The organism is Bradyrhizobium sp. HKCCYLS2038, from assembly GCF_051167655.1.
Lineage (GTDB): Bacteria > Pseudomonadota > Alphaproteobacteria > Rhizobiales > Xanthobacteraceae > Bradyrhizobium.
The window spans coordinates 24933-46212 of the sequence record NZ_JBNPTM010000006.1 but is presented as its reverse complement, the minus strand read 5'-3'; the positions used below and the strand labels follow the sequence as shown (position 1 = coordinate 46212).

Sequence of the window (21280 nt, the reverse complement as noted above, 5' to 3'; positions counted from 1 at the left end):
GTGGCTGGTCGAACTGGAGCGGCCTTCGTGCCTCGCAGATCTCCCTGTGGCTATGGATCCCGGATCTGCGCGCGCGTGCCGCGCGCTTGTCCGGGATGACAGCGGGGGTGTGGTTGAGCGCCGGACTACCCCTGCCGCCGCAGAAATCCCGTGATCGTCACCTTCTCCCAGATGCCGGCGGCGGCGAACGGGTCGTTGCGATTGAAGGCCTCGACCTCGGCGCGGCCGGGGGCCTCGACCAGGAACAGGCTGCCGATCATCGTCGCGCCGTCGTCGGAGACCAGCGGGCCCGACATGACGATGGTGACGGGCAGGCGTGCGGTGTCGCCGAGATAGGCCTTGTGCGCGTCGTAGTTGGCCAGCCGGACCGGCAGCGCACCGGGCTTGTCGAGCGCGTGAATCGCAAACAGCATGAAGACTACTCCGAGAGCTGATGCGGGACGGCTGCGCGCCGTCCCGCATGTCAACGATAGGCTGATCCTACTTCGCCGCGAGCTTGCTCGCATCCTCGAAGCTCGGACAGGTCCGCTGTTCCAGCGGCACGTCGAACGGCTGGTAGTTGTCCTTGGTGATGACCGTCGGCTTCAGCACGATCTCGGTGATGACAGGTTCGCCGCGCAAGGTGCGGACCGCCATCATGGTACCGAGGCAGCCCTGGGCGAAGCCGTTGTAGTCGCCGCTGGCGAGCAGCTTGCCGGACTTGATCGCGTCGATCGCCTCCTTGGTGCCGTTGATGCCGATCACCTGGGCCTTGCGGTTGGCGCCGTCCAGCGCCTCGATCGCGCCGACCGCCATGGCATCGTTGGCGGCGAGCACGCCGTCGATCTGCGGGTTGGACTGCATCAGGTTTTCCATCACCTGCAGTGCCTGAAGGCGCTGGTAGTTGCCGGGCTGCGACGCCAGCAGCTTGGCGCCGGGATTCTCCTTTAGCGCGTCGTTGAAACCGCGGACGCGGTCGACATTGGTCAGCGAGCCCTTGACGCCTTCGATGATGACGATGTTGCCCTTGCCGCCGAGCGTCTTGAGCAGGAAGCGTCCGGTTTCCAAGCCGAGGCTGTAATCGTCGGCGCCGACGAAGGAAACGAACTTGCCGCCGGCGGAGCGGTCGGTGATGTTGACGACCGGAATCTTGGCGTCGTTCATCTTCTCGACGCCCGGCACCATCGCCTTGTAGTCGACCGGCGTGAACACGATCGCGCTCGGCTTCTTCACCACCACGTCCTCGATCTGGCTGAGCTGCTCGGGAATCGAGTCCGGCTTGGTCGGGATGTAGTGCAGGATCTTGGCGTTGAGCACCTTGGCCATGTTGTCAGCACCGACGCGCACCGTCTGGAAGAACGGATTGGTCTGGTTCTTGGTGAAGACGGCGATGGTCTCGCCGTCGGCATGGGCCTGGGTGGTGGCCGCCGCGAACAGCAGTGACAGCGCGAGGCCGCGCGATATCCGGTATTTCATGTTGTTTCCCTCCCTGTTTTTTTGGTTTGCTTCCGACTTTATTGCGTCCGGCGCCGCGTCTTCATGTCGAGCCAGACTGCGATGATCACGATGATTCCGGTGACGAGCGGCTGCCAGTTGGCGCTGATCGCGAGCAGGTTCATGCCGTTCAGCACCAGCGTCAGGATCAAGGCGCCGATGAAAGTTCCGAACACGGTGCCGACGCCGCCGAACAGCGAGGTGCCGCCGATCAGCACGGCGGCGATCGCAGGCAGGGTCAGGCTCTCGCCGATGTCGGCCTCGGCGGAGTTGAGCCGCGACAGGAAGATGATCGAGGCGAGCCCCGCCATGGTGCCCGACACGGTGTAGACCAGCAGCAGCCGGCGCGCGACCGGGATGCCGGACAGCCGCGCCGCGACAGGGTTGGCGCCGACCGCGTAGATCTCCTGGCCCCAGATCGTGCGCTGCGCGAAGAACGATCCGATCGCGAGGAACACCAGCAGCAGATAGACAGGGATTGGCAGGCCGAGGAAGTAGCCGCTGCCGATCTGGCGGAAGCCGGCCGGAAAGCCGTGAATGGTCTCGCCCGCCATGTACCAGTAGGTCACGCCGTTCAGCACCCAGAGCATGCCGTAGGTGGCGATGAAGGAGGGGATGCGCAGCGCCGTGACCATGAAGCCGTTGAGGAAGCCGACGCTGCCGCCGGCGGCGAGCCCGGTCAGGATCCCCAGCACCGGCGAGCCGGTCTGGTGGATCACGGTGCCGGCGAGACACGCCGACAATGCGACGTTGGCGCCGACCGACAGATCGAGGCCGGCGGTCAGCACCACCAGCGTGAGGCCGGAGGCGATGAAGAAGGTCAGGCTCGCCTGCCTCAGCACGTTGAGGATGTTGCCGAGGCTGAGGAAGGAGTCGCTCAGCACGCTCAGCGCGGCGCAGATCAATAGCGCAGCCGCCAGCCGGTAGAACAACTGAGTCGCATTTTGCGACAGCAACGAGCGCGGCGGCGGCAGCGTGTCCTTGGCGATGTCGCTCATGATCGGCTCCGCAGGCCATCGAGGAACATCGCGAAGATGACCAGCGCCCCGACGCTCGCGACCTGCACGGAGGAGGGCAGCGACACCAGGTTGAGCCCGTTGCGCAGCACGCCGACGGAGATGACGCCGAGCACGGTGCCGAGCAGCCAGCCATTGCCGCGCTCGAACGAGGTGCCGCCGACGGCGACCGCCGCGATGGCGTCGAACTCCAGCCCGAGGCCGGCGGTCGGATGTCCCGAATTCATCCGCGCGGTCATCAGCAGCCCCGCGATGCCGGCCATCGTGCCGCTGATCGCGTAGACCGCGATGAGCAGCCTCGTCGGCGAGAGGCCGGCATAGCGCAGCGCCTCGCGGTTGCCGCCGAGCGCGAAGATGTAGGTGCCGAATCTCGTATGATAGAGCAGGCCGTGAAACACGGCGTAGGTGGCGAGCCCCATCAGGATCGGCACGGGGATGCCGGCGAGCGTCGCCGAATAGATGTCGCGCACGCCATGGGGAATGCCGACCACGCTCTGGCCGTCGCTGACGATCAGCGACAGGCCCTGCGCCATGCCGAGCGTGGCGAGCGTCGCGACGAACGGCGGAATGCCGACGATCGCGACCAGCCAGCCATTGACGGTGCCGAACGCCGCGCCGACCAGCACGGCGGCGCCGAGGCCGAGCAGCACCGACTTGGTCGCGAGCGAGACGATCGCGACGCACAGCGAGGTCAGCGTCAGCACCGCGCCCATCGAGAGGTCGAGCCCCTCGGTCATGATGATCAGGGTCATCGGCAGCGCGAGCATCGTCAGGATCGTCGACTGCACCAGCACGTTGGAGAGGTTCGCGGCCGACAGGAAGCCGGGCGCGATCGCGCCGAACAGCGCGATCAGCAGCACCAGCACGATGGCGACGCCGGGGATGCGCTGCAGGGATCGGATCGGCGAGACGATGGCGGCGTCACTCATCATGCATCCCCAGTCGCACGATATTCTCCTCGGTCAGCTCGCCGCGTGACAGATGCCCGGCGATGCGGCCCTCGCGCATCACATAGGCGCGGTCGCAGACGTGGCAGATCTCGATCTGCTCGGACGAGATCATCAGCGCCGCCGCGCCCTCGGCGACCAGCCGGTCGATCAGCGCGAAGATCTCCGACTTGGCGCCGACATCGATGCCGCGCGTCGGCTCGTCGAAGATGAAGAGCCTGGCGCCGGCCGCCAGCCATTTGCCGATCACCACCTTCTGCTGGTTGCCGCCGGAGAGCAGGCCGACCGTCTGCCGCGCCGTCGGCGTCGCGATCCGGAGCTGCCGGATCAGGCCGTCCGCCGCGCGCTGCGCGCCGCGGGGATCATAAAGCCCGCTCGGAAACAGCTTCTTCAGCGCCGACACCACGAGATTGTCGCCGACCGAGCGCAGCAGCGCCAGGCCCTCGCTCTTGCGGCTCTCGGGGATCAGCGCGATGCCGCGGCGCGCCGCGATGTCGGGCTCGCCGGTGATCGGCCGGCCGTCGAAGATGATCTCGCCGGCGCTGACCGGATCGGCGCCGAAGATCGCGCGCGCCACCTCAGTGCGGCCCGAGCCGACCAGGCCGCACAGGCCGACGATCTCGCCGCGCCGCACCTCGATGTTGATGTCGGCGATGCCGCTCGGCGCGCTCAGTCCCTTGACCTCGAGCACGAGCTCGCCCGGCGCGTCGGCGAAGCGGCGCGGATAGCTCATGTCGACGGTGCGGCCGACCATCATGCGCACCAACTGGTCGGGCGTGACCTCGCCGGGCCGGACGTCGCCGATGCGGCGGCCATCGCGCAGCACGGTGATGCGGTCGCCGAGCGCGAACACCTCGGCCATGCGGTGCGAGATGTAGACGATGGCGACGCCGTCGGCCTTCAGCCGCGCGATCAGCGCGAACAACAATTCCGCCTCGCGGTCGGACAGCGCCGCGGTCGGCTCGTCCATCACCAGGATGCGCGCATTCTGGCTGACCGCTTTCGCAATCTCGACCATCTGCTGCTGCGCCACGCCGAGCGTGTCGACGATGACGGAGGGATCGATGTCGAAGCCGATGCTGTCGAGCACGCGCCGCGCATGGGCGAGAATTTTTCGGCGGTCGATGGTGCCGGGCAGGCGGCCCTTCGGCTCGCGGCCGAGATAGATGTTCTGCGCGATGTCGAGGAACGGCACCAGCGAGAACTCCTGGAAGATCACGGCGATGCCGAGTGCCTGCGCATCCGCCGTCGAAGAGATCTCGACCTTCTTGCCGTTGTAGTAGACCTCGCCGGCATCGGCGCTGTAGGCGCCGCACAGGATCTTCATCAGGCTCGACTTGCCGGCGCCGTTCTCGCCGAGCAGCATGTGTACTTCGCCCGGATGGATCGCGAACGATACGTCGTCCAGCGCCTTGACGCCGGGGAACGACTTGCTGATACCGCGCAGCTCCAGCAGCGGCGCGTCCGGGGATGTTGCAAGCGCAGCCGCCGCGGTCATGCCTGCGCTCCGCCGGCAAAGATCTTGCCCGGGTTCATCAGTCCATCGGGATCGAGCGCGGTCTTGATCGCGCGCATCACCGTGACGGCGTCGCCGAGCTCGTCCCTGAGATAGTCGATTTTGCCGAGGCCGATGCCGTGCTCGCCGGTGCAGGTGCCGTCCATGCCGATCGCGCGCGCCACCATGCGCGCCTGCAGCGCCTTGGCGCCGGCCAGCTCATTCTCATTGCTCGGATCGACCAGGATCAGCATATGGAAATTGCCGTCGCCGACATGGCCGACGATCGGCGCGAGGAAGCCGCTGGCGTCGGCATCCGCACGCGTCTCGGTGAGGCATTCGGCAAGCCGCGAGATCGGCACGCAGACATCGGTGATCACGGCGCGTGCGCCGGGTCGCAGTCCCAAGCCGGCATACAGCGTGTTGTCGCGCGCGTGCCAGAGCCGGCTGCGGTCCTCGGCCGCCTTGGCCCAGGCAAAGCCGCGGCCGCCATGCTCGTTCGCGATCGCCTCCGCGATCTGCGCCTGCTCGGCGACGGCGGCCTCGGAGCCGTGGAATTCCAGGAACAGGGTCGGCGCTTCCTGATAGCCGAGCTTCGAATAGGCGTTGATGCCGCGGATCATGACATCGTCGACGAGCTCGATGCGGGCCGCGGGGATCGCCGACTGGATCAGGGCGATCGCGGTGTCGACCGCGTCGTGCAGGCTCGGGAAGCTGCAGGTTGCGGCCGAGATCGCCTGCGGCAGCGGATGCAGCTTCAGCGTCACTTCCGTGATCACGCCGAGCGTGCCCTCCGATCCGACGAACAGCCGCGTCAGGTCATAGCCGGCGGCGGATTTGCGCGCGCGCCGTGCGGTACGGATCACGCGGCCGTCGGCCAGCACGACCTCGAGCGCGAGCACGTTGTCCTTCATGGTGCCGTAGCGCACCGCCATGGTGCCGGAGGCGCGGGTCGAGGTCATGCCACCGATCGAGGCGTCGGCGCCGGGATCGATCGGAAAGAACAGGCCGCTGCCGCGCAGCTCGGCATTGAGCTGCTTGCGGGTGATGCCGGGCTGCACGACGACGTCCATGTCGGCTGCGTCGACCGCCAGCACCCGGTTCATGCGCGCGAAGTCGATGCAGACGCCGCCGGCTGCGGCCGCGGCGTTGCCCTCGAGCGAGGTGCCGGCCCCGAACGGAACGATCGGCATGCCGGCTTCGGCGCACAGTCTCACGATGCCGGCGACCTCCTGCGTGGTCTCGGGAAACACCACGATGTCGGGCGGCATCGCCGGGTAGTACGATTCGCTGCGGCCGTGCTGATCCAGCACGCCGCGTGCGATGCTCGCGCGGGCGCCGATCAGGTTCGAAAGCCGCTCGGCCAATGCGCTCGCGCCGACCCGCAGGTCCATCAGTCCTCCCGTTGATGCCGCGACGCTGTGCTGACGCGCGCGGTCGATTGTCGTCAGCTCAGGCCCGCTCGGCGGGCGCAAGCTGCTTCAGCCCGAAATCGTATTTGAGATGATAATAGTGGTCTGTCACCATGCGTCCATCTGGCGCACGGCCCGGCGAGCAGCGCGCGAAGTCGCGGATCAGGCTGTCCTTGACGCCGAACACGACATCGGAATCGAGATACTCGTCGCCGGCCACGAACACATGCGTCACCAGCCGCTCGAACCCGGGCGCCGAGATCATGAAATGTACATGCGCCGGCCGCCACGGGTGCCGCCCCTGCGCCTTCAGCATGTCGCCGACCGGCCCGTCATTGGGGATCGGGTAGGCGGCGGGCTTGATCGACCAGAAATGAAAACGCCCGTCGGCATCGGCGCGGAAGCGACCGCGCATGGCGAGATCGCCGATCTGCTCGAGCCGCTGCACGTCGTAATAGCCGTCATCGTCGGAATGCCAGACGTCGACGATGGCGCCCGCCAGCGGCCGGCCGTCCGCGCTCGACACCGAGCCCGTCACCAGCAGCGGATCGCCCTTCATCGGCCCCGAGATGTCGTCGCCATTGGCGCGTTCGGGCGCGGCCTGGACGAAGAACGGGCCGAGCACCGTGGTCTCGGTGGCGCCCTCCGGCACCGGATGGTTGATGGCGTCAACCAGCATGGACGCGCCGAGCACGTCCGACAGCAGGATGAATTCCTGGCGCTTGTCGTCGCACATGTGGCCGGTGCGGGTGAGGAAGTCGATGCCGAACTCCCATTCCGCCTGCGTCGGGCGGACCTCGCGCAAGAAGGCATGGAGATGGCGCACCAGGGCCTCGCTGACCTGCTTGGCCCTGGCATCGGTTGCTCCCGCCAGCCGTTCGAGCACCGCATGCGTGATCGTGTTCTCGTCGAAGTTTCGCAAGATGCAGTCTCCTTTCAGAGCGGCTCGCCGAGGCCGGACAGCCGTTCGACGTGCCGAACGGTTGCGAGGAAGTCGGTCTCGGCGTCGCCTGACGCAATCAATGCAGTATAGGTCTCGCGGACCTGCGCGGCGAGCTGCAACGGCACGCCCGCGGCGTGGCCGGCGCCGAGGATGAGATCGAGATCCTTGGCCATCTGCGCGCAGGAGAAGGTCGCGGCGAAGTCGCGCGCCAGCAGCGGCGCGGTCTTGTACTTCACCATCGGCGAGGCGATCGCGCTGTCGTGCAGCACCTTGAGAATGTCCGGCCAGGCGATGCCGCCCTTGCGCGCCAGCGCCAGGCTCTCGGCCATCATCGCCGCCGTCGTCGCGATCATGAGGTTGACGGCGAGCTTGGCGTAGCGCGCTTCTTCCGCGGCACCGAGATAGGTCTGGGCTCGGGTGAACGCCTGCAGCAGCGGCGTGACCTTGACGAAGGCGTCCTGCGGTCCCGACACGAAGCAGGTCAGCTCGCCGGTGTGGGCGATGCTGGCATTGCCCGAGATCGGCGTGCGCAGATAGGCGATGCCGCGCGCCTCTGCTGCGGCTGCCACGGCGCCCGACGCCTCGACGCCGACGGTGCTGGTCTCGATCAGGATCGAGCCCGGCGCCATCGCCGCAATCAGTCCGCCGCTGCCGAGCATCGCGCCGCGCATCGCGCCGTCGTCGGGCAGCGACGAGATCACCACGGCACTGTCGCGCACGGCGTCGGTGGCCGACGGCGCGGACGCGACCCCGAGCGCACGCGCCTCGTCGAGCCGCCGGGCATTGGGATCGAACGCTGTGACTTTGTAGCCGGCCTTGGCGAGCCGCACTGCGATCGGCAGGCCGATCTTGCCGATCCCGATGAAGGCGATGCTGATGTCAGAACGTGACATGGCGGTTGTCCGTTGCTTGCGTCGTCACGCCGCCTCCGGCGGGACGTCTGCGTAGTTGGCTCTGGTGACAACGACCGATCACGCGCCCGCCGCTCCGCCAATGGGATAGTCGACCTGGAAGCGCCCGATCCTGAGGTCGCCGAGCTCGTCGCGCACCCGCAGGTGCTCCGGATGCGAGGCGTAGGCCTTGAGGGCGGCGTGGCTGGCGAATTCGGAGAACAGGACGACGTCGCAGGCATAGTCGACGTCGCTGACATCGACGCCGACCTCGATATGGGTCAGTCCGTCGATGCGGCCCTTCAGCCCCTCGAACAGGGTCTTCACCTTGAGCCGGGCCGCGGCACGCTCGGCGGCCGTTTCGGCGCGCAGCCGCCACATCACGATGTGCCTGATCGGCCCCGACATCCCGTGCGTCCTCACCTGTGATTGTTCTTGTTTGGCGATTTTGCCTTGCGTCAGGCGGAAATAAAGACCAGATTTTGTAACTCTCTTTTCCGATATGCGCAACAATGGACCGTCTGCTCCAGCTCGAGGTGTTTTCAAAGACGGCCGAGCTGGGCAGCCTGTCCAAGGCCGCCGAGACGCTGCGCATGTCGAACGCCGCGGCGAGCCGGCATCTCAGCGCGCTGGAGGAGCGGCTCGCCGTGCGCCTGATCGAGCGCAATACGCGCCGGCTGTGGCTGACCGAAGCGGGGCAGGAGCTGCTGCAGCGCTGCGGCCCGCTGCTCAACGAGCTGGCCGAGGCCGAGGATGCGGTCAGCGATCGCGCGCTGTCGCCGCAGGGCCTGCTGCGCGTCACCAGCTCGCTGTCGTTTGCGACCATCTATCTTGCGCCGATGCTGCCGGCGTTCCGCGCCGCGTATCCGAAGCTGAACCTGCAGATCATCGCCGCCAATCGCTACCCTGATTTCATCGAGGCGGGCATCGACGTGGCGATCCGCACCCGCGAGTCCGAGCCGGACTCCAGCATCGTCGTCCGCCGCATCGGCCAGATGCGGCGCGTGCTGGCCGCGGCCCCGTCCTATCTCGCGAGCCGCGGGCGTCCCGTCGTCCCGGCCGATCTCGCGCGTCACGACATGCTGATCTACAATCTGGCCAACGATCCCTATTCGCTGTCGCTGCGCAGCGGCGCCACCGCCCAGAGCATCCGGATCGCACCGACGCTCGACAGCAATGACGGCCAGGTGATCCGCGGCGCGGCGCTCGCCGGGCTCGGCATACTGATCCAGCCGCTCTACATCGTGCAGGGCGACATTCTCGCCGGCCGGCTGGTGCCGGTGCTGCTCGACTGGGAGCTTCCGTTGCTCACGATGAACATCGCCTACCAGAACCGGGGCCGGCTGCCGGCCAAGATCAGGGTGTTCGCCGACGCGCTGATCGACCACATCCGCACCCATTCCGATCCGGGCATCTGGATCGAGCCACCGAAGCCGGCTTGAGAGGTGAGGTGGCGTATTCTGAAAAAAATAAAACTATTGCTATTTTTCGGAAATCATGTTTTGTTGTGTTCAACCCGCCTCGAGCAGAGGGACGTACGCGTCGTCACGAACGTGAGGTGGGCTGCGATGGACGTGGCGGCGGCGCTTGACGAGCGCGGTTGGCACGGACGGCGAAGTCGTGTGGTCCTGGCCTCTCGACGCTGAGGTCAAGTCCGTGATCGTTGCTTATGGGCACGCGCGGGCGATGGGGGCAATAAAGCCGATCCCCAGGGAGAGCACGAAGGACACCGTTAAAACCAGTCGCGCGGGGAAGGCCGGGATGTCCGAGCCGAACCTGTGGTACCTGCCGCCTGCATTTTTCTTCTGCAGGCGGGCCATGGGAGCGGCAGGCTCCCGGCCTTCTCCGCGCCCTCTCGTTGTTGGAGGGCGATGACGAATGCATGATCCGGGCACGCCGTGTCGCGGGAAGGCGATGTCGCGTGTCATTGAGTCGTGTCTGATGGGCAAAGCGCCAATCAACTCCTCCGCCGTCATCCCGGACAAGCGCGCGGCACGCGCGCGCCGATCCGGGATCCATAACCCCAGGGAGCAGTATGAGGCACGATGGCCGCTCCATCCCGCCCCGCCACGACCGTCACGGCGTATGGATCCCGGGTCAGCGGCCACCAACGCTTCGCGTTGGCGGCCTTGCCCGGGATGACACTGAGGGTGTGGAGGCGCTGGCAATTCGTCGTGAGCAGGGGTCCTTACAAGCCGTGAGCAGGGTTCTTACAAGACGGCGCCCGGCCGCGATCCGAGTCCCGCCGAGCGATCCGTGAAACTCCGGAGCGAAATCGAATCATCAAACATTATCAATTGCTTGCGTTTGTCATCCAGCTGTCATCGAACCTTTATAAAAGCAGCATCGAGGCCCCTTAAAGCGGCCGGGGAAGCGCGATCGGGCGCACATGGCGCTTCGCTTCCCGAGCATGGAGACCAGCTATGAATTTCGTCAAAGCACTCGTCGCTGCCGGCTTGGTCGCCGCATCGACGTCGGCATTTGCCGCCGATATCACCGGCGCGGGCGCGACGTTTCCGTTCCCGATCTATTCGAAGTGGGCCGACGCCTACAAGAAGGAGACCGGCAACGGTCTGAACTACCAGTCGATCGGCTCCGGCGGCGGCATCAAGCAGATCCAGGCCAAGACCGTGACCTTCGGCGCCACCGACGCGCCGCTCAAGGCCGCGCAACTCGAGAAGGACGGCCTGGTGCAGTGGCCGATGGTGATGGGCGGCATCGTGCCGGTCGTCAATCTCGATGGCGTGAAGCCCGGCGAGATGGTGCTGGACGGCGAGACGCTCGCCAACATCTATCTCGGCAAGATCACCAAGTGGGACGACGCCGCGATCAAGAAGCTCAACCCCAATGTCAAGCTGCCGGGCGATGCGATCGCCGTCGTGCGCCGCTCCGACGGTTCGGGCACGACCTTCAACTTCACCTATTACCTCTCCGAGGCGAGCGCCGACTGGAAGAGCAAGGTCGGCTTCAACACCGCGGTCGAGTGGCCGGTCGGCGTCGGCGCCAAGGGCAATGAGGGCGTGTCCGGCAACATCGGCCAGACCAAGAACGCGATCGGCTATGTCGAATATGCCTACGCCAAGCAGAACAAGCTGACCTACACCGGCATGGTCAACAAGGCCGGCAAGACCGTGCAGCCGACCGTCGAGGCCTTCCAGGCTGCCGCCGCCAACGCCGACTGGGCCAAGGCTCCCGGCTACTACGTCATCCTTGCCAACCAGCAGGGCGACAAGTCCTGGCCGATGACGGCGGCGACCTTCATCCTGATGCACAAGGAACCGACCGACAAGGCGGCCTCGGCGGAAGCGATCAAGTTCTTCAAATGGTCGTTCGAGAAGGGTGGTAAGATGGCTGAGGATCTCGACTACATCCCGATGCCCGACAGCGTCGTGAAGCTGATCGAGAAGACCTGGTCGGCCGACATCAAGAGCTGATCTCAGCGGCATCGGTAACGGTCTCCTCCCCACCGTGGGGAGGAGACAGACGGGTCTCACGGATTTCCAGCGTGTCCAACAAACAGGGGGCTGAGTTGGCGGAAATGGCCGTTCAATCCGAGGTCGGCGATATAGCTGCCTCTGCAGGGCCTTACGACCGCGCCCGCGCCTTGAGCGCCTTCAAGCTCGGCGATGTGACGTTCTACTGGATCACCCGGCTGTCGGCGATCTCGGTGCTGCTCATCCTCGGCGGCATCATCATCTCGCTGGTCATCGGCGCCTGGCCGGCGATGAAGGAATATGGCTTCCAGTTCCTGCTCACCAAGCGCTGGGCGCCCTCGGCCGATCCGCCGGTGCTCGGCGCGCTCGGCCCGATCTACGGCACGCTGGTCACCTCGTTCATTGCGATGTTGATCGCCATTCCCGTGGGTCTCGGCATTGCGATCTTCCTCACCGAGCTGTGCCCGCAATGGCTGCGGCGCCCGATCGGGCTGGCCATCGAGCTGCTCGCCGGCATTCCCTCGATCATCTACGGCATGTGGGGCTTCTTCGTGCTGGGGCCGTTCCTGGCGACCACGTTCCAGCCGTTCATGATCAGCCTCTGCGCCAACATCCCGGTGCTGCAGGACATCTTTGCAGGACCTCCGTCCTATCTCAGCCTGTTCAACGCCTCGCTGATCCTGGCGATCATGGTGCTGCCCTTCATCACCTCGATCTCGGTCGACGTCTTCAAGACCGTTCCTCCGGTGCTGAAGGAAGCCGCCTATGGCGTCGGCTGCACCACCTGGGAGGTCGTGCGCAGCGTGGTCATCCCGTACACCCGCGTCGGCGTGATCGGCGGCGTCATGCTGGCGCTGGGCCGCGCGCTCGGCGAGACCATGGCGGTGACCTTCATCATCGGCAACTCGTTCCGGATCTCGTCCTCGATCTTCGCGCCGGGCACGACGATCTCGGCCGCGATCGCCTCCGAGTTCCAGGAGAGCGATGGTCTGCACCAGTCGAGCCTGATCCTGCTCGGTCTGCTGCTGTTCGTTCTCACCTTTTTCGTGCTCGCGAGCGCCCGGCTGATGCTGGCGCGGCTTGAAGCCAAGGCGGGGAAGTAGCTCATGTCCACCGTCGATATGCCGGTCAACACCGTCAATCCGATCTATGCCCGCCGCCGCCGCAAGGACATCGTGATCCGCGGCCTGTGCATCGCCGCCGCGGCGTTCGGCGTCACCTGGCTGGCGCTGATCCTGTTCACGCTGTTCTACAACGGTCTCGCCGGCCTGAGCGTGCAGGTGTTCTCGGCCGACACGCCTCCGCCGGGCGCCAGCGAGGGCGGCCTGCGCAACGCCATCGTCGGCTCGGTGATCATGACCGTGATCGGCGTCGGCATCGGTGCGCCGCTCGGCCTGTTCGCCGGCACCTATCTCGCCGAATACGGCCGCAACGACCGGCTGACCTCGGTGATCCGCTTCATCAACGACATCCTGCTGTCGGCGCCGTCGATCATCATCGGCCTTTTCATCTACGGCGCGGTCGTGGTGCCGATGGGCGGCTTCTCGGCGATCGCCGGCGCGCTGGCGCTGGCCGTGATCGTGATCCCCGTCGTGCTCCGAACCACCGAGGACATGCTGCTGCTGGTGCCGAACCCGCTGCGCGAGGCGGCCTCTGCGCTCGGCCTGCCGCGCTCGCTGGTGATCCGCCGCATCGCCTATCGCGCGGCCCGGTCGGGCCTCATCACCGGCGTCCTGCTCGCGACCGCCCGTGTCGCCGGCGAGACCGCGCCGCTCTTGTTCACCGCGCTGTCGAACCAGTTCGGGAGCCTGAACCTGTTCAAGACGATGGCGAACCTGCCCGTCACCATCAACAATTTCGTCCAGAGCCCGTACGCTTATTGGAAGCAGTTGGCCTGGAGCGGAGCCCTTCTCATCACTCTGGCCGTGCTCGCTCTGAACGTCGGTGCACGCATTCTCGGCGCCGAGAGGAACGCAAAATGACCGAACTGTCCGTTTCCGTCAGCCAACCTAATCCCGCTCTCCTGCATGGCCAGCCGCTTCCCGAAGCGCCCGCCAAGGTGACCGCGCGCAACCTGAATTTCTACTACGGCGATCACCACGCGCTGAAGAACATCAACCTGACGCTCGGCACCAACCGTGTCACGGCGTTCATCGGCCCGTCCGGTTGCGGCAAGTCCACGCTGCTGCGGATCTTCAACCGGATGTACGATCTCTATCCGGGCCAGCGCGCCACCGGCCAGCTGATGCTGGACAACACCAACATCCTCGATCCCAAGCTCGACCTCAATCTGTTGCGCGCGCGGGTCGGCATGGTGTTCCAGAAGCCGACGCCGTTCCCGATGACGATCTACGAGAACATCGCCTTCGGCATCCGCCTCTATGAGAAGATCTCGAAGTCCGAGATGGACGACCGGGTCGAGAAGGCGCTGCGCGGCGGCGCGCTGTGGAACGAGGTCAAGGACAAGCTCAACGCGTCGGGCCTGTCGCTGTCCGGCGGCCAGCAGCAGCGCCTGTGCATCGCCCGCACCGTGGCGGTTCGGCCGGAGGTGATCCTGTTCGACGAGCCGTGCTCGGCGCTCGATCCGATCTCGACCGCCAAGGTCGAGGAGCTGATCCAGGAGCTCGCCGAGAACTACACGATCGCGATCGTCACCCATAACATGCAGCAGGCGGCGCGCGTCTCCGACAAGACCGCCTTCATGTATCTCGGCGAACTGATCGAGTTCGACGACACCAACAAGATCTTCACCTCGCCGAGCGATCGGCGGACCCAGGATTACATCACCGGCCGGTTCGGCTGACGCCGACGCATTGCTTTCAGGAGATCATCATGGCCAGTGAACATACCGCCAAGGCATTCGACAGCGACCTGCAGGATCTGACCCGCCTCGTCTCCGAGATGGGCGGCCTCGCCGAGCGTCTGATCGTCGATTCCGTCGATGCACTGGTGCGGCGCGACGTGGCGCTCGGGCAGAAGGTCGTCACCGCGGATGCCGAGGTCGACCGTCTGCAGCGGCTGATCGAGGAGCGCGCCGTGCTCACCATCGCGCGCCGCCAGCCGATGGCGGTCGATTTGCGCGAGATCGTCGGCGCCATGCGCGTCGCGACCGATCTCGAGCGGATCGGCGACCTCGCCAAGAACATCGGCAAGCGCGTCGCGGCGCTGGAGAGCGATTTCCATCCGCTCAAGCTGATCCGCGGCCTGGAGCACATGACCGATCTGGTGCAGTCGCAGGTCAAGTCGGTGCTGGATGCCTATGCCGCGCATGATCTGCCGGCGGCAATGGCGGTGTGGAAGGGCGACGAGGAGGTCGACGCCATCTGCACCTCGCTGTTCCGCGAGCTTCTCACCTACATGATGGAGGATCCGCGCAACATCTCGTTCTGCATCCATCTGATGTTCTGCGCCAAGAACATCGAGCGGATCGGCGATCACGCGACCAATATCGCGGAGACCGTGTTCTACATGATCGAGGGCCAGGCGATCGTCGACAAGCGTCCGAAGGGCGACATGACGAGCTTCACGGCGACGATCCCCGGCAACTGAGAAAGACCCGTTCGACATGACCGCGCGCATTCTGGTGGTGGAAGACGAAGAGGCGCTGACCACGCTCCTGCGCTATAATCTCGAGACCGAGGGCTACGAGGTCGAGACGGTGGGGCGCGGCGACGAGGCCGATACGCGGCTGAAGGAGCGCATTCCCGATCTCGTCGTGCTCGACTGGATGTTGCCGGGCCTGTCCGGCATCGAGCTGTGCCGGCGGCTGCGGGCGCGGTCCGAGACCAAGCAGCTGCCGATCATCATGCTGACGGCGCGCGGCGAGGAGAGCGAGCGCGTGCGCGGGCTCGCGACCGGCGCCGACGACTACATCGTCAAGCCGTTCTCGGTGCCCGAGCTGCTGGCGCGGGTGAAGGGCCTGCTGCGCCGGGCGATCCCGGAGCGGCTCGCGACGATCCTGTCCTATGGCGACATCGAGCTCGACCGCGAGAAGCGCCGCGTCGCGCGATCGGGACGGCCGATCGATCTCGGCCCGACCGAGTACCGGCTGCTCGAATTTTTCCTGGAGCATCCCGGTCGCGTGTTCAGCCGCGAGCAGTTGCTCGACAGCGTGTGGGGCCGCGACATCTATATCGACGAGCGCACCGTCGACGTTCATATCGGCCGCCTGCGCAAGCTGCTCAATCCCGGCCGCGAGCAGGACCCGATCCGCACCGTGCGCGGCGCCGGCTATGCGCTCGACGACCGCTTCGCCAAATCCGAGCAGGCGTGAGCGGCGGACCGGCCTGATGGCCGGCAGCATTAAGCATTAAGGAGTTCATCGTCCGCTTTCCGCCACGCCGCCGCCGTCTTGATCATCTTGGCTGGACGACCCATCTCGGTGTTGCCAGTCGCAGCGGACGCCCTTGATCAAGCCCCTCATCATCATTCTTTCCGTGCTGCTCGGTGCAGTCACGAGCGCCTCGGCCGCCGAGCTCGAGGACGCCGTCGCAGCCGCGGCGAATGGACAGTCCGCGTCGGCGCTACGCCGTCTGCAGCCGCTCGCCGCCAAAGGCGATGCGCGGGCGCAGTTCGACCTCGGCTTCATGACTGCCTTCGGCTGGGGCGTGCCGCGCAATCCGACCGAGGCGCTGGTCTGGTACCGCAAGGCTGCCGATCAGGGGCTCGCCGTCGCACAGCACTATCTCGGCATCGCCTATTTCAACGGTGAGGGCGCCGCCCGCGATCACGGCGAAGCCGGACGCTGGTTCAACCGCGCCGCCGCGCAGGGCTTCGCCCAGTCGCAATACATGCTCGGCCTGATGATGCTCGACGGCCAAGTCATGACCCGGGACGTGATCCAAGGTTATGCCTGGCTGGTGATGGCCGGCCGCAACGGCGTCAGATCGGCCGGTCGCGAGCTCCAGCGGGCGAGGCTCAACGACGCGCAGCGGCAGCAGGCCGAGGCGACGATCGCGGCGTGGCGTCCGAAGCCGGAATCGACTGACGCGGGCATCGTCAATCCGCGCCCCGAGCAGCTGCTCGGACTCGACCGTCATTTCGGCGATGTCGTCGATCCCACCTCGTGGCCGGCGTCGGCGATCGGCGTCGTCACCGTGGCGCAGTTCAGCACCGGAGGCTCGTGCACGGGAACGCTGGTGGCCCCGCGCGTGGTGCTGACGGCGGCGCATTGCGTGTTCAACGGCGTGACGCTGGTCAGCCCCGGGAACGTCCACTTCCTGGTCGGCATGAACAAGGGTACCCCTGCCGCGTCATCGATCGCCGACAAGCTGATCTTGGCGCCGGATTTCATCCCGACGCAGCACGACAAATGGTCGAGCGACCGCTCACCCGCTGATTGGGCGCTGATCGTGTTGAAGGACGCATTGCCGTCGAAGCCGGTGGCCGTGAAGGTGATGAGCCGCGACGAGCTCGCCGCGGCGACCCAGGCCGGCACCATTTCCGAGATCGGCTACGGCCAGGAGCGGCGCTATTCGCCGACCGGCCAGCGCAACTGCACCGCCGGCATGACCAAGGATGCGCGGCTGCTCATCGTGCATTGCCTCGCCAATTTCGGCTATTCGGGCTCGCCGATCCTCGCTGAGATCGGCGGCGTTCCGACGGTGGTCGGCATCTTCTCCGCCTTCCACGAGGAGACCCGGCTGATGTTCGCCTCTCCCGCCAGCCAGTTCGAAGCAGCGGTGCGGCGCGAGATCGCGGCGCAGAGTGCCTCGGCGCGGTGAGGTGAGAGGCGAGCTGGTCAATGTTTGTGCGTGACCGGATAGCGGGTTGCCAAGGGAGGGAGATCGATCGCGGTCGAACGGGCCGCGGTTGTTGATTTGCGAGGGATTCTGACGCTGGAGCGCGAGCCTTGCCTTTTGGCGCAGGTCTTGCTCTCCTGTCCAAGTATGACGATTTTGCCAATTGATCATCCTCGGTCCTCGATCCTCGCCCGGTTCCGCACCGAGGGCGGCCGGAACGCGGCGCTGCTGGCGGGCCTCGTGCTCGCCAACGCGCTGGCCTGGGCTTGGGCTTTCGCGCTGTATGCCGACCGCCCCGCCATCGTCGGCACCGCCATGCTGGCCTGGCTGCTCGGCCTCCGCCACGCGGTCGACGCGGATCACATCGCGGCGATCGACAATGTGGTGCGCAAGCTGGTGCAGGACGGCGACGCACCGCGCGCCGCGGGTCTGTACTTCGCGCTCGGCCATTCCAGCGTCGTCGTCATCGCCACCATCGTCGTGAGCCTGATCGCCGGCGCCGATCTCTTGAGCGAGGACAGCGCGATCCGGGCGATCGGCGGCACCATCGGCACCGCGGTATCAGCAGGCTTCCTGCTGCTGATCGCGGTGTCCAACCTGATCCTGTTCGTCAACCTCTGGCGCCGCAAGGCACGGCCGCAGCCGGACATCGAAGCCGTCGGAAGCGCAGAGCGCGGCTTGCTGATTCGTCTCCTCCGTCCGTTGCTCCGCATCATCTCGCGCGCCTGGCACATGTACCCGCTCGGCTTCCTGTTCGGTCTCGGCTTCGACACCGCCAGCGAGATCGGCCTGTTGAGCCTGTCGGCGACGGAGGCGGCGCGTGGCGCAAGTCTCGCGCATGTGCTGGTGTTCCCGGCGCTGTTCGCCGCCGCGATGGCCACCGTCGATACGGCCGACAGCATGCTGATGGTCGGCGCCTATCGCTGGGCGCTGACCGATCCCGCGCGCAAGCGGCGCTACAATCTCGTGATCACGGGTGCGTCGGTGGCGATTGCGCTGGTGATCGGCAGCGTCGAGGCAGCCACGCTGCTGGCGCCGCGACTTGGTCTCCCGTCGATCGGCCTCGGCGACGAGATCGCCAATCTCGGCATCGTCGCCATCGGTGCGTTCGGGCTGATCTGGGCCGTGGCCATGCTGGCCGGCCGGCGGCGCGGTTCCGCACCGGGCGAACCGCTTGCCAGCATTCGCGCCGGAGGGCTAAACCCGAACCCGGTAGGCCGAACGCTTGGAACGGGATAGCGGCGGGACCTGACGATGGCCGGCTCGGACGCAATGATCAGGATGCTGTGGCTGCAGGGCGCGAGCTGCGGCGGCTGCACAATGTCGATCCTGGAAAGCGGTGCCTCGGGTTGGTTCGACGAGCTGCGCCAATCCGGCATCGAGCTCGTGTGGCATCCCTCGGTCAGCGAACAGACCGGTGACGAGGTCGTCGATGTGCTCGAGGCGATTCGCGATGGCCGCGAGCGGCTCGATCTGCTGGTGCTCGAAGGCTCGGTGGCGCGCGGACCCGGTCTGACCGGGCGCTTCAACATGCTCGCCGGCACGGGCCGCTCGATCTATCACTGGCTGCTCGACCTGGCGCCGCTGGCCGACTACGTCGTCGCGGTCGGCAGTTGCGCCGCCTATGGCGGCATTCCCGCGGCCGGCATCAATCCGACCGATGCGGTCGGACTGCAGTTCGAGGGCAGCGATGTCGGCGGCGCGCTCGGCGCCGGCTTCCGTTCGAAGCGCGGATTGCCGGTGATCAACGTCGCCGGCTGCGCGCCGCATCCGGGCTGGATGATGGAAAGCCTGCTGGCCCTCGTGTCGGGCGATCTGACCGCGGATGGCCTCGACGCGGTGGGACGTCCGACCTTCATCGCCAATCATCTCGCCCATCACGGCTGCTCCCGCAACGAGTTCTATGAGTTCAAGGCGAGCGCCGAGACGATGTCGGAGCGCGGCTGCCTGATGGAGCATCTCGGCTGCCGCGCCACGCAGGCGGTCGGCGACTGCAATCAGCGCTCGTGGAATGGCGGCGGCTCCTGCACCAAGGGCGGCTATGCCTGCATCGCCTGCACCTCGCCGGGCTTCGAAAGTGCGCAGAACTATCTGCAGACGGCCAAGCTCGCCGGCATTCCGGTGGGCTTGCCGACCGACATGCCGAAGGCCTGGTTCGTCGCGCTCGCGGCGCTGTCGAAGTCGGCGACGCCACGGCGCGTGCGGGTCAACGCGACCGCCGATCACGTCGTGGTGCCGCCGAGCCGGCCCAGTGACAAGCGCAGCTCATGACCCGGATTACCGTCGGCCCGTTCAACCGCGTCGAGGGCGACCTCGAGGTCAGGCTCGACATCGAGAGTGGCCGGGTCGCGCGCGCGGAAGTGACGGCGCCGCTGTATCGCGGCTTCGAGCAGATCCTGGAAGGCCGTCCGCCGCTCGATGCCCTGGTGATCGCACCGCGCATTTGCGGCATCTGCTCGGTGTCGCAATCGATCGCCGCCGCCAGCGCGCTGCGTCAGGCGATGGGAGTGACAGCGGCCCCGAACGGCATGCTCGCGACCAACATTGCCCATGCCGCCGAGAACGCCGCCGATCATCTCACCCATTTCTACATCTTCTTCATGCCCGACTTCGCACGCGACGCCTACGCCGCGCACGCTTGGCATGCCGCGACGGCCGAGCGGTTCACCGCCACCAAGGGGAGCGCGACGCGTGAGGCGCTGCCGGCGCGGGCGCGGCTGCTCGAGATCATGGGCCTGATTGCCGGGAAATGGCCGCACAGCCTGGCGTTCCAGCCCGGCGGCACGACACGCGCGATCGAGCTCGGCGAGCGCGTCCGGCTCAATGCGATCGCGGCGTCGTTTCGCGGCTTCCTCGAACGCGTCGTCTTTGCCGACAAACTGGAAAACGTCCTCGCTCTGTCGACGGGGGATGAACTCGATCACTGGCGCGAGGGGCGCGGCGGCGACTTCGCGCATTTCCTTCGCTTGGCGGATGCGCTGGCGTTGGCCGATCTCGGCAAGGGACCGGGCGTGCTGATGAGCTTCGGGGCCTATCACGATGCGGATGGCGCGCGCTTTCGTGCCGGCCTGCGCCTCAGTGATGGCGCGATAGGGGGCCTACCGGGCGATCAGATCACGGAAGACGTCTCGCATGCCTGGATGCTGGAGACGTCGAGCGATCCGGCCGAGAGCCGCACGCTGCCCGATGCCGACAAGGCCGACGCCTACAGCTGGTGCAAGGCACCGCGTCTTGCGGGACAACCCGTCGAGGTCGGCGCCCTCGCCAGGCAAGCGGTCGATGGTCAGAGGCTGATCACCGCCCTGGTGAAGGCCGATGGCAGCAATGTCCGCAACCGCGTCATTGCCCGATTGATCGAGACGGCACAGCTTGCGCTGTCGATCGAGCATTGGATCAAGGCGCTGCGCCTGAACGAGCCGTTCTGCGAAAACAGCGCTGGCGTGGCCGACGGCGATTTCGTCGGACGCGTCGAGGCTGCGCGCGGAAGTCTCGGCCACTGGATGGCGGTCCGCTCCGGCCGTATCGCCCGCTATCAGATCATCGCGCCGACCAGCTGGAACTTCTCGCCGCGTGATGCCGATGGCGTCGCCGGCCCACTCGAGCAGGCGCTGGTCGGAACCGAAGTGGGCGAGGCCGGCGCGCGCGCCGTCAGCATCCAGCATGTCGTCAGATCGTTCGATCCCTGCATGGTCTGCACCGCGCATTGAACGCGCCGCGAACCAGCGGAAACCAGCTTGCCGGGTGCAAAGCGCGTGATTTCCGTTTCTAACCAGAGATCCGGCTCTGATGTGTTGTTTGGTCTCGTGCCCCGACTCCAAGCATCTGGAATCATTATGATTCAAATCCAGCGCTGATGCTGGCCCGCATCTTGCTGTCCTCTCTCGCCAGATCGCGATCGGATGATCGCCAACGCGATAGCAGGGGGAGGA

Annotated in this window: 20 protein-coding genes; 11 read left to right on the top strand and 9 right to left on the bottom strand. The window is 66.4% G+C overall.

Features of this window, described 5'->3' with window-relative positions:
- Positions 1-125: 125 nt before the first annotated feature.
- The 9 genes from ACQR1I_RS25365 to ACQR1I_RS25325 form a co-directional block, all read right to left on the bottom strand.
- A complete protein-coding gene (locus ACQR1I_RS25365) occupies positions 126-413 on the bottom strand; it encodes a YciI family protein (RefSeq protein WP_434869542.1) in 288 nt (95 codons plus the stop codon).
- Positions 414-480: 67 nt separating this feature from the next.
- Positions 481-1455: a sugar ABC transporter substrate-binding protein gene (locus ACQR1I_RS25360; RefSeq protein WP_434869543.1), complete on the bottom strand. Its 975-nt coding sequence runs from the start codon at positions 1453-1455 to the stop codon at positions 481-483.
- Between the two features lie 38 nt (positions 1456-1493).
- Entirely contained in the window at positions 1494-2471 is a 978-nt protein-coding gene (locus tag ACQR1I_RS25355; protein WP_434869544.1) for an ABC transporter permease, read from the bottom strand.
- Positions 2468-3418: an ABC transporter permease gene (locus tag ACQR1I_RS25350; RefSeq protein WP_434869545.1), complete on the bottom strand. Its 951-nt coding sequence runs from the start codon at positions 3416-3418 to the stop codon at positions 2468-2470. Before ACQR1I_RS25350 ends, ACQR1I_RS25355 begins: the two co-directional genes overlap by 4 nt.
- Positions 3411-4934 (bottom strand): sugar ABC transporter ATP-binding protein, encoded by a 1524-nt coding sequence (locus ACQR1I_RS25345; protein ID WP_434869546.1) that lies wholly within the window; start codon positions 4932-4934, stop codon positions 3411-3413. The genes ACQR1I_RS25350 and ACQR1I_RS25345 overlap by 8 nt, the downstream gene beginning before the upstream one ends.
- Positions 4931-6325, bottom strand: a complete 1395-nt coding sequence (locus tag ACQR1I_RS25340) for an FAD-linked oxidase C-terminal domain-containing protein (RefSeq protein WP_434869547.1) — start codon at positions 6323-6325, stop codon at positions 4931-4933. The genes ACQR1I_RS25345 and ACQR1I_RS25340 overlap by 4 nt, the downstream gene beginning before the upstream one ends.
- 58 nt (positions 6326-6383) lie before the next feature.
- Complete coding sequence (locus tag ACQR1I_RS25335; protein ID WP_434869548.1) at positions 6384-7265, bottom strand: intradiol ring-cleavage dioxygenase; 882 nt, start codon at positions 7263-7265, stop codon at positions 6384-6386.
- Positions 7266-7279: 14 nt separating this feature from the next.
- Positions 7280-8179, bottom strand: coding sequence for an NAD(P)-dependent oxidoreductase (locus ACQR1I_RS25330; RefSeq protein WP_434869549.1), 900 nt, complete (start codon positions 8177-8179; stop codon positions 7280-7282).
- A gap of 78 nt (positions 8180-8257) precedes the next feature.
- Positions 8258-8584 carry a Dabb family protein gene (locus ACQR1I_RS25325; RefSeq protein ID WP_434869550.1) on the bottom strand — a complete coding sequence of 109 codons (327 nt, stop codon included), beginning with the start codon at positions 8582-8584 and terminating at the stop codon, positions 8258-8260.
- Between the two features lie 104 nt (positions 8585-8688).
- Here ACQR1I_RS25325 and ACQR1I_RS25320 point away from each other — a divergent pair, with 104 nt between their 5' ends.
- From ACQR1I_RS25320 to ACQR1I_RS25270, 11 genes are all read left to right on the top strand, one after another.
- Positions 8689-9618 (top strand): LysR substrate-binding domain-containing protein, encoded by a 930-nt coding sequence (locus tag ACQR1I_RS25320; protein ID WP_434869551.1) that lies wholly within the window; start codon positions 8689-8691, stop codon positions 9616-9618.
- A 981-nt stretch (positions 9619-10599) separates the two neighbouring features.
- Positions 10600-11610, top strand: a complete 1011-nt coding sequence (gene pstS, locus ACQR1I_RS25315) for a phosphate ABC transporter substrate-binding protein PstS (protein WP_434869066.1) — start codon at positions 10600-10602, stop codon at positions 11608-11610.
- 104 nt (positions 11611-11714) lie between these two features.
- Positions 11715-12713, top strand: a complete 999-nt coding sequence (pstC, locus tag ACQR1I_RS25310; RefSeq protein ID WP_434869067.1) for a phosphate ABC transporter permease subunit PstC — start codon at positions 11715-11717, stop codon at positions 12711-12713.
- A gap of 3 nt (positions 12714-12716) precedes the next feature.
- Complete coding sequence (gene pstA, locus ACQR1I_RS25305; RefSeq protein WP_434869068.1) at positions 12717-13592, top strand: phosphate ABC transporter permease PstA; 876 nt, start codon at positions 12717-12719, stop codon at positions 13590-13592.
- Positions 13589-14413, top strand: a complete 825-nt coding sequence (gene pstB, locus ACQR1I_RS25300) for a phosphate ABC transporter ATP-binding protein PstB (protein WP_434869069.1) — start codon at positions 13589-13591, stop codon at positions 14411-14413. Before pstA ends, pstB begins: the two co-directional genes overlap by 4 nt.
- Before the next feature lie 29 nt (positions 14414-14442).
- Positions 14443-15159: a phosphate signaling complex protein PhoU gene (gene phoU / locus ACQR1I_RS25295; protein WP_434869070.1), complete on the top strand. Its 717-nt coding sequence runs from the start codon at positions 14443-14445 to the stop codon at positions 15157-15159.
- A 16-nt stretch (positions 15160-15175) separates the two neighbouring features.
- Positions 15176-15883, top strand: coding sequence for a phosphate regulon transcriptional regulator PhoB (gene phoB / locus ACQR1I_RS25290; protein ID WP_434869071.1), 708 nt, complete (start codon positions 15176-15178; stop codon positions 15881-15883).
- Between the two features lie 133 nt (positions 15884-16016).
- Positions 16017-17333: a trypsin-like serine protease gene (locus ACQR1I_RS25285; RefSeq protein WP_434869072.1), complete on the top strand. Its 1317-nt coding sequence runs from the start codon at positions 16017-16019 to the stop codon at positions 17331-17333.
- A 165-nt stretch (positions 17334-17498) separates the two neighbouring features.
- Positions 17499-18590, top strand: coding sequence for a HoxN/HupN/NixA family nickel/cobalt transporter (locus tag ACQR1I_RS25280; RefSeq protein WP_434869073.1), 1092 nt, complete (start codon positions 17499-17501; stop codon positions 18588-18590).
- A gap of 15 nt (positions 18591-18605) precedes the next feature.
- Positions 18606-19622, top strand: coding sequence for a HupU protein (locus ACQR1I_RS25275; RefSeq protein ID WP_434869074.1), 1017 nt, complete (start codon positions 18606-18608; stop codon positions 19620-19622).
- A complete protein-coding gene (locus ACQR1I_RS25270) occupies positions 19619-21058 on the top strand; it encodes a nickel-dependent hydrogenase large subunit (RefSeq protein ID WP_434869075.1) in 1440 nt (479 codons plus the stop codon). Before ACQR1I_RS25275 ends, ACQR1I_RS25270 begins: the two co-directional genes overlap by 4 nt.
- Positions 21059-21280: the final 222 nt, after the last annotated feature.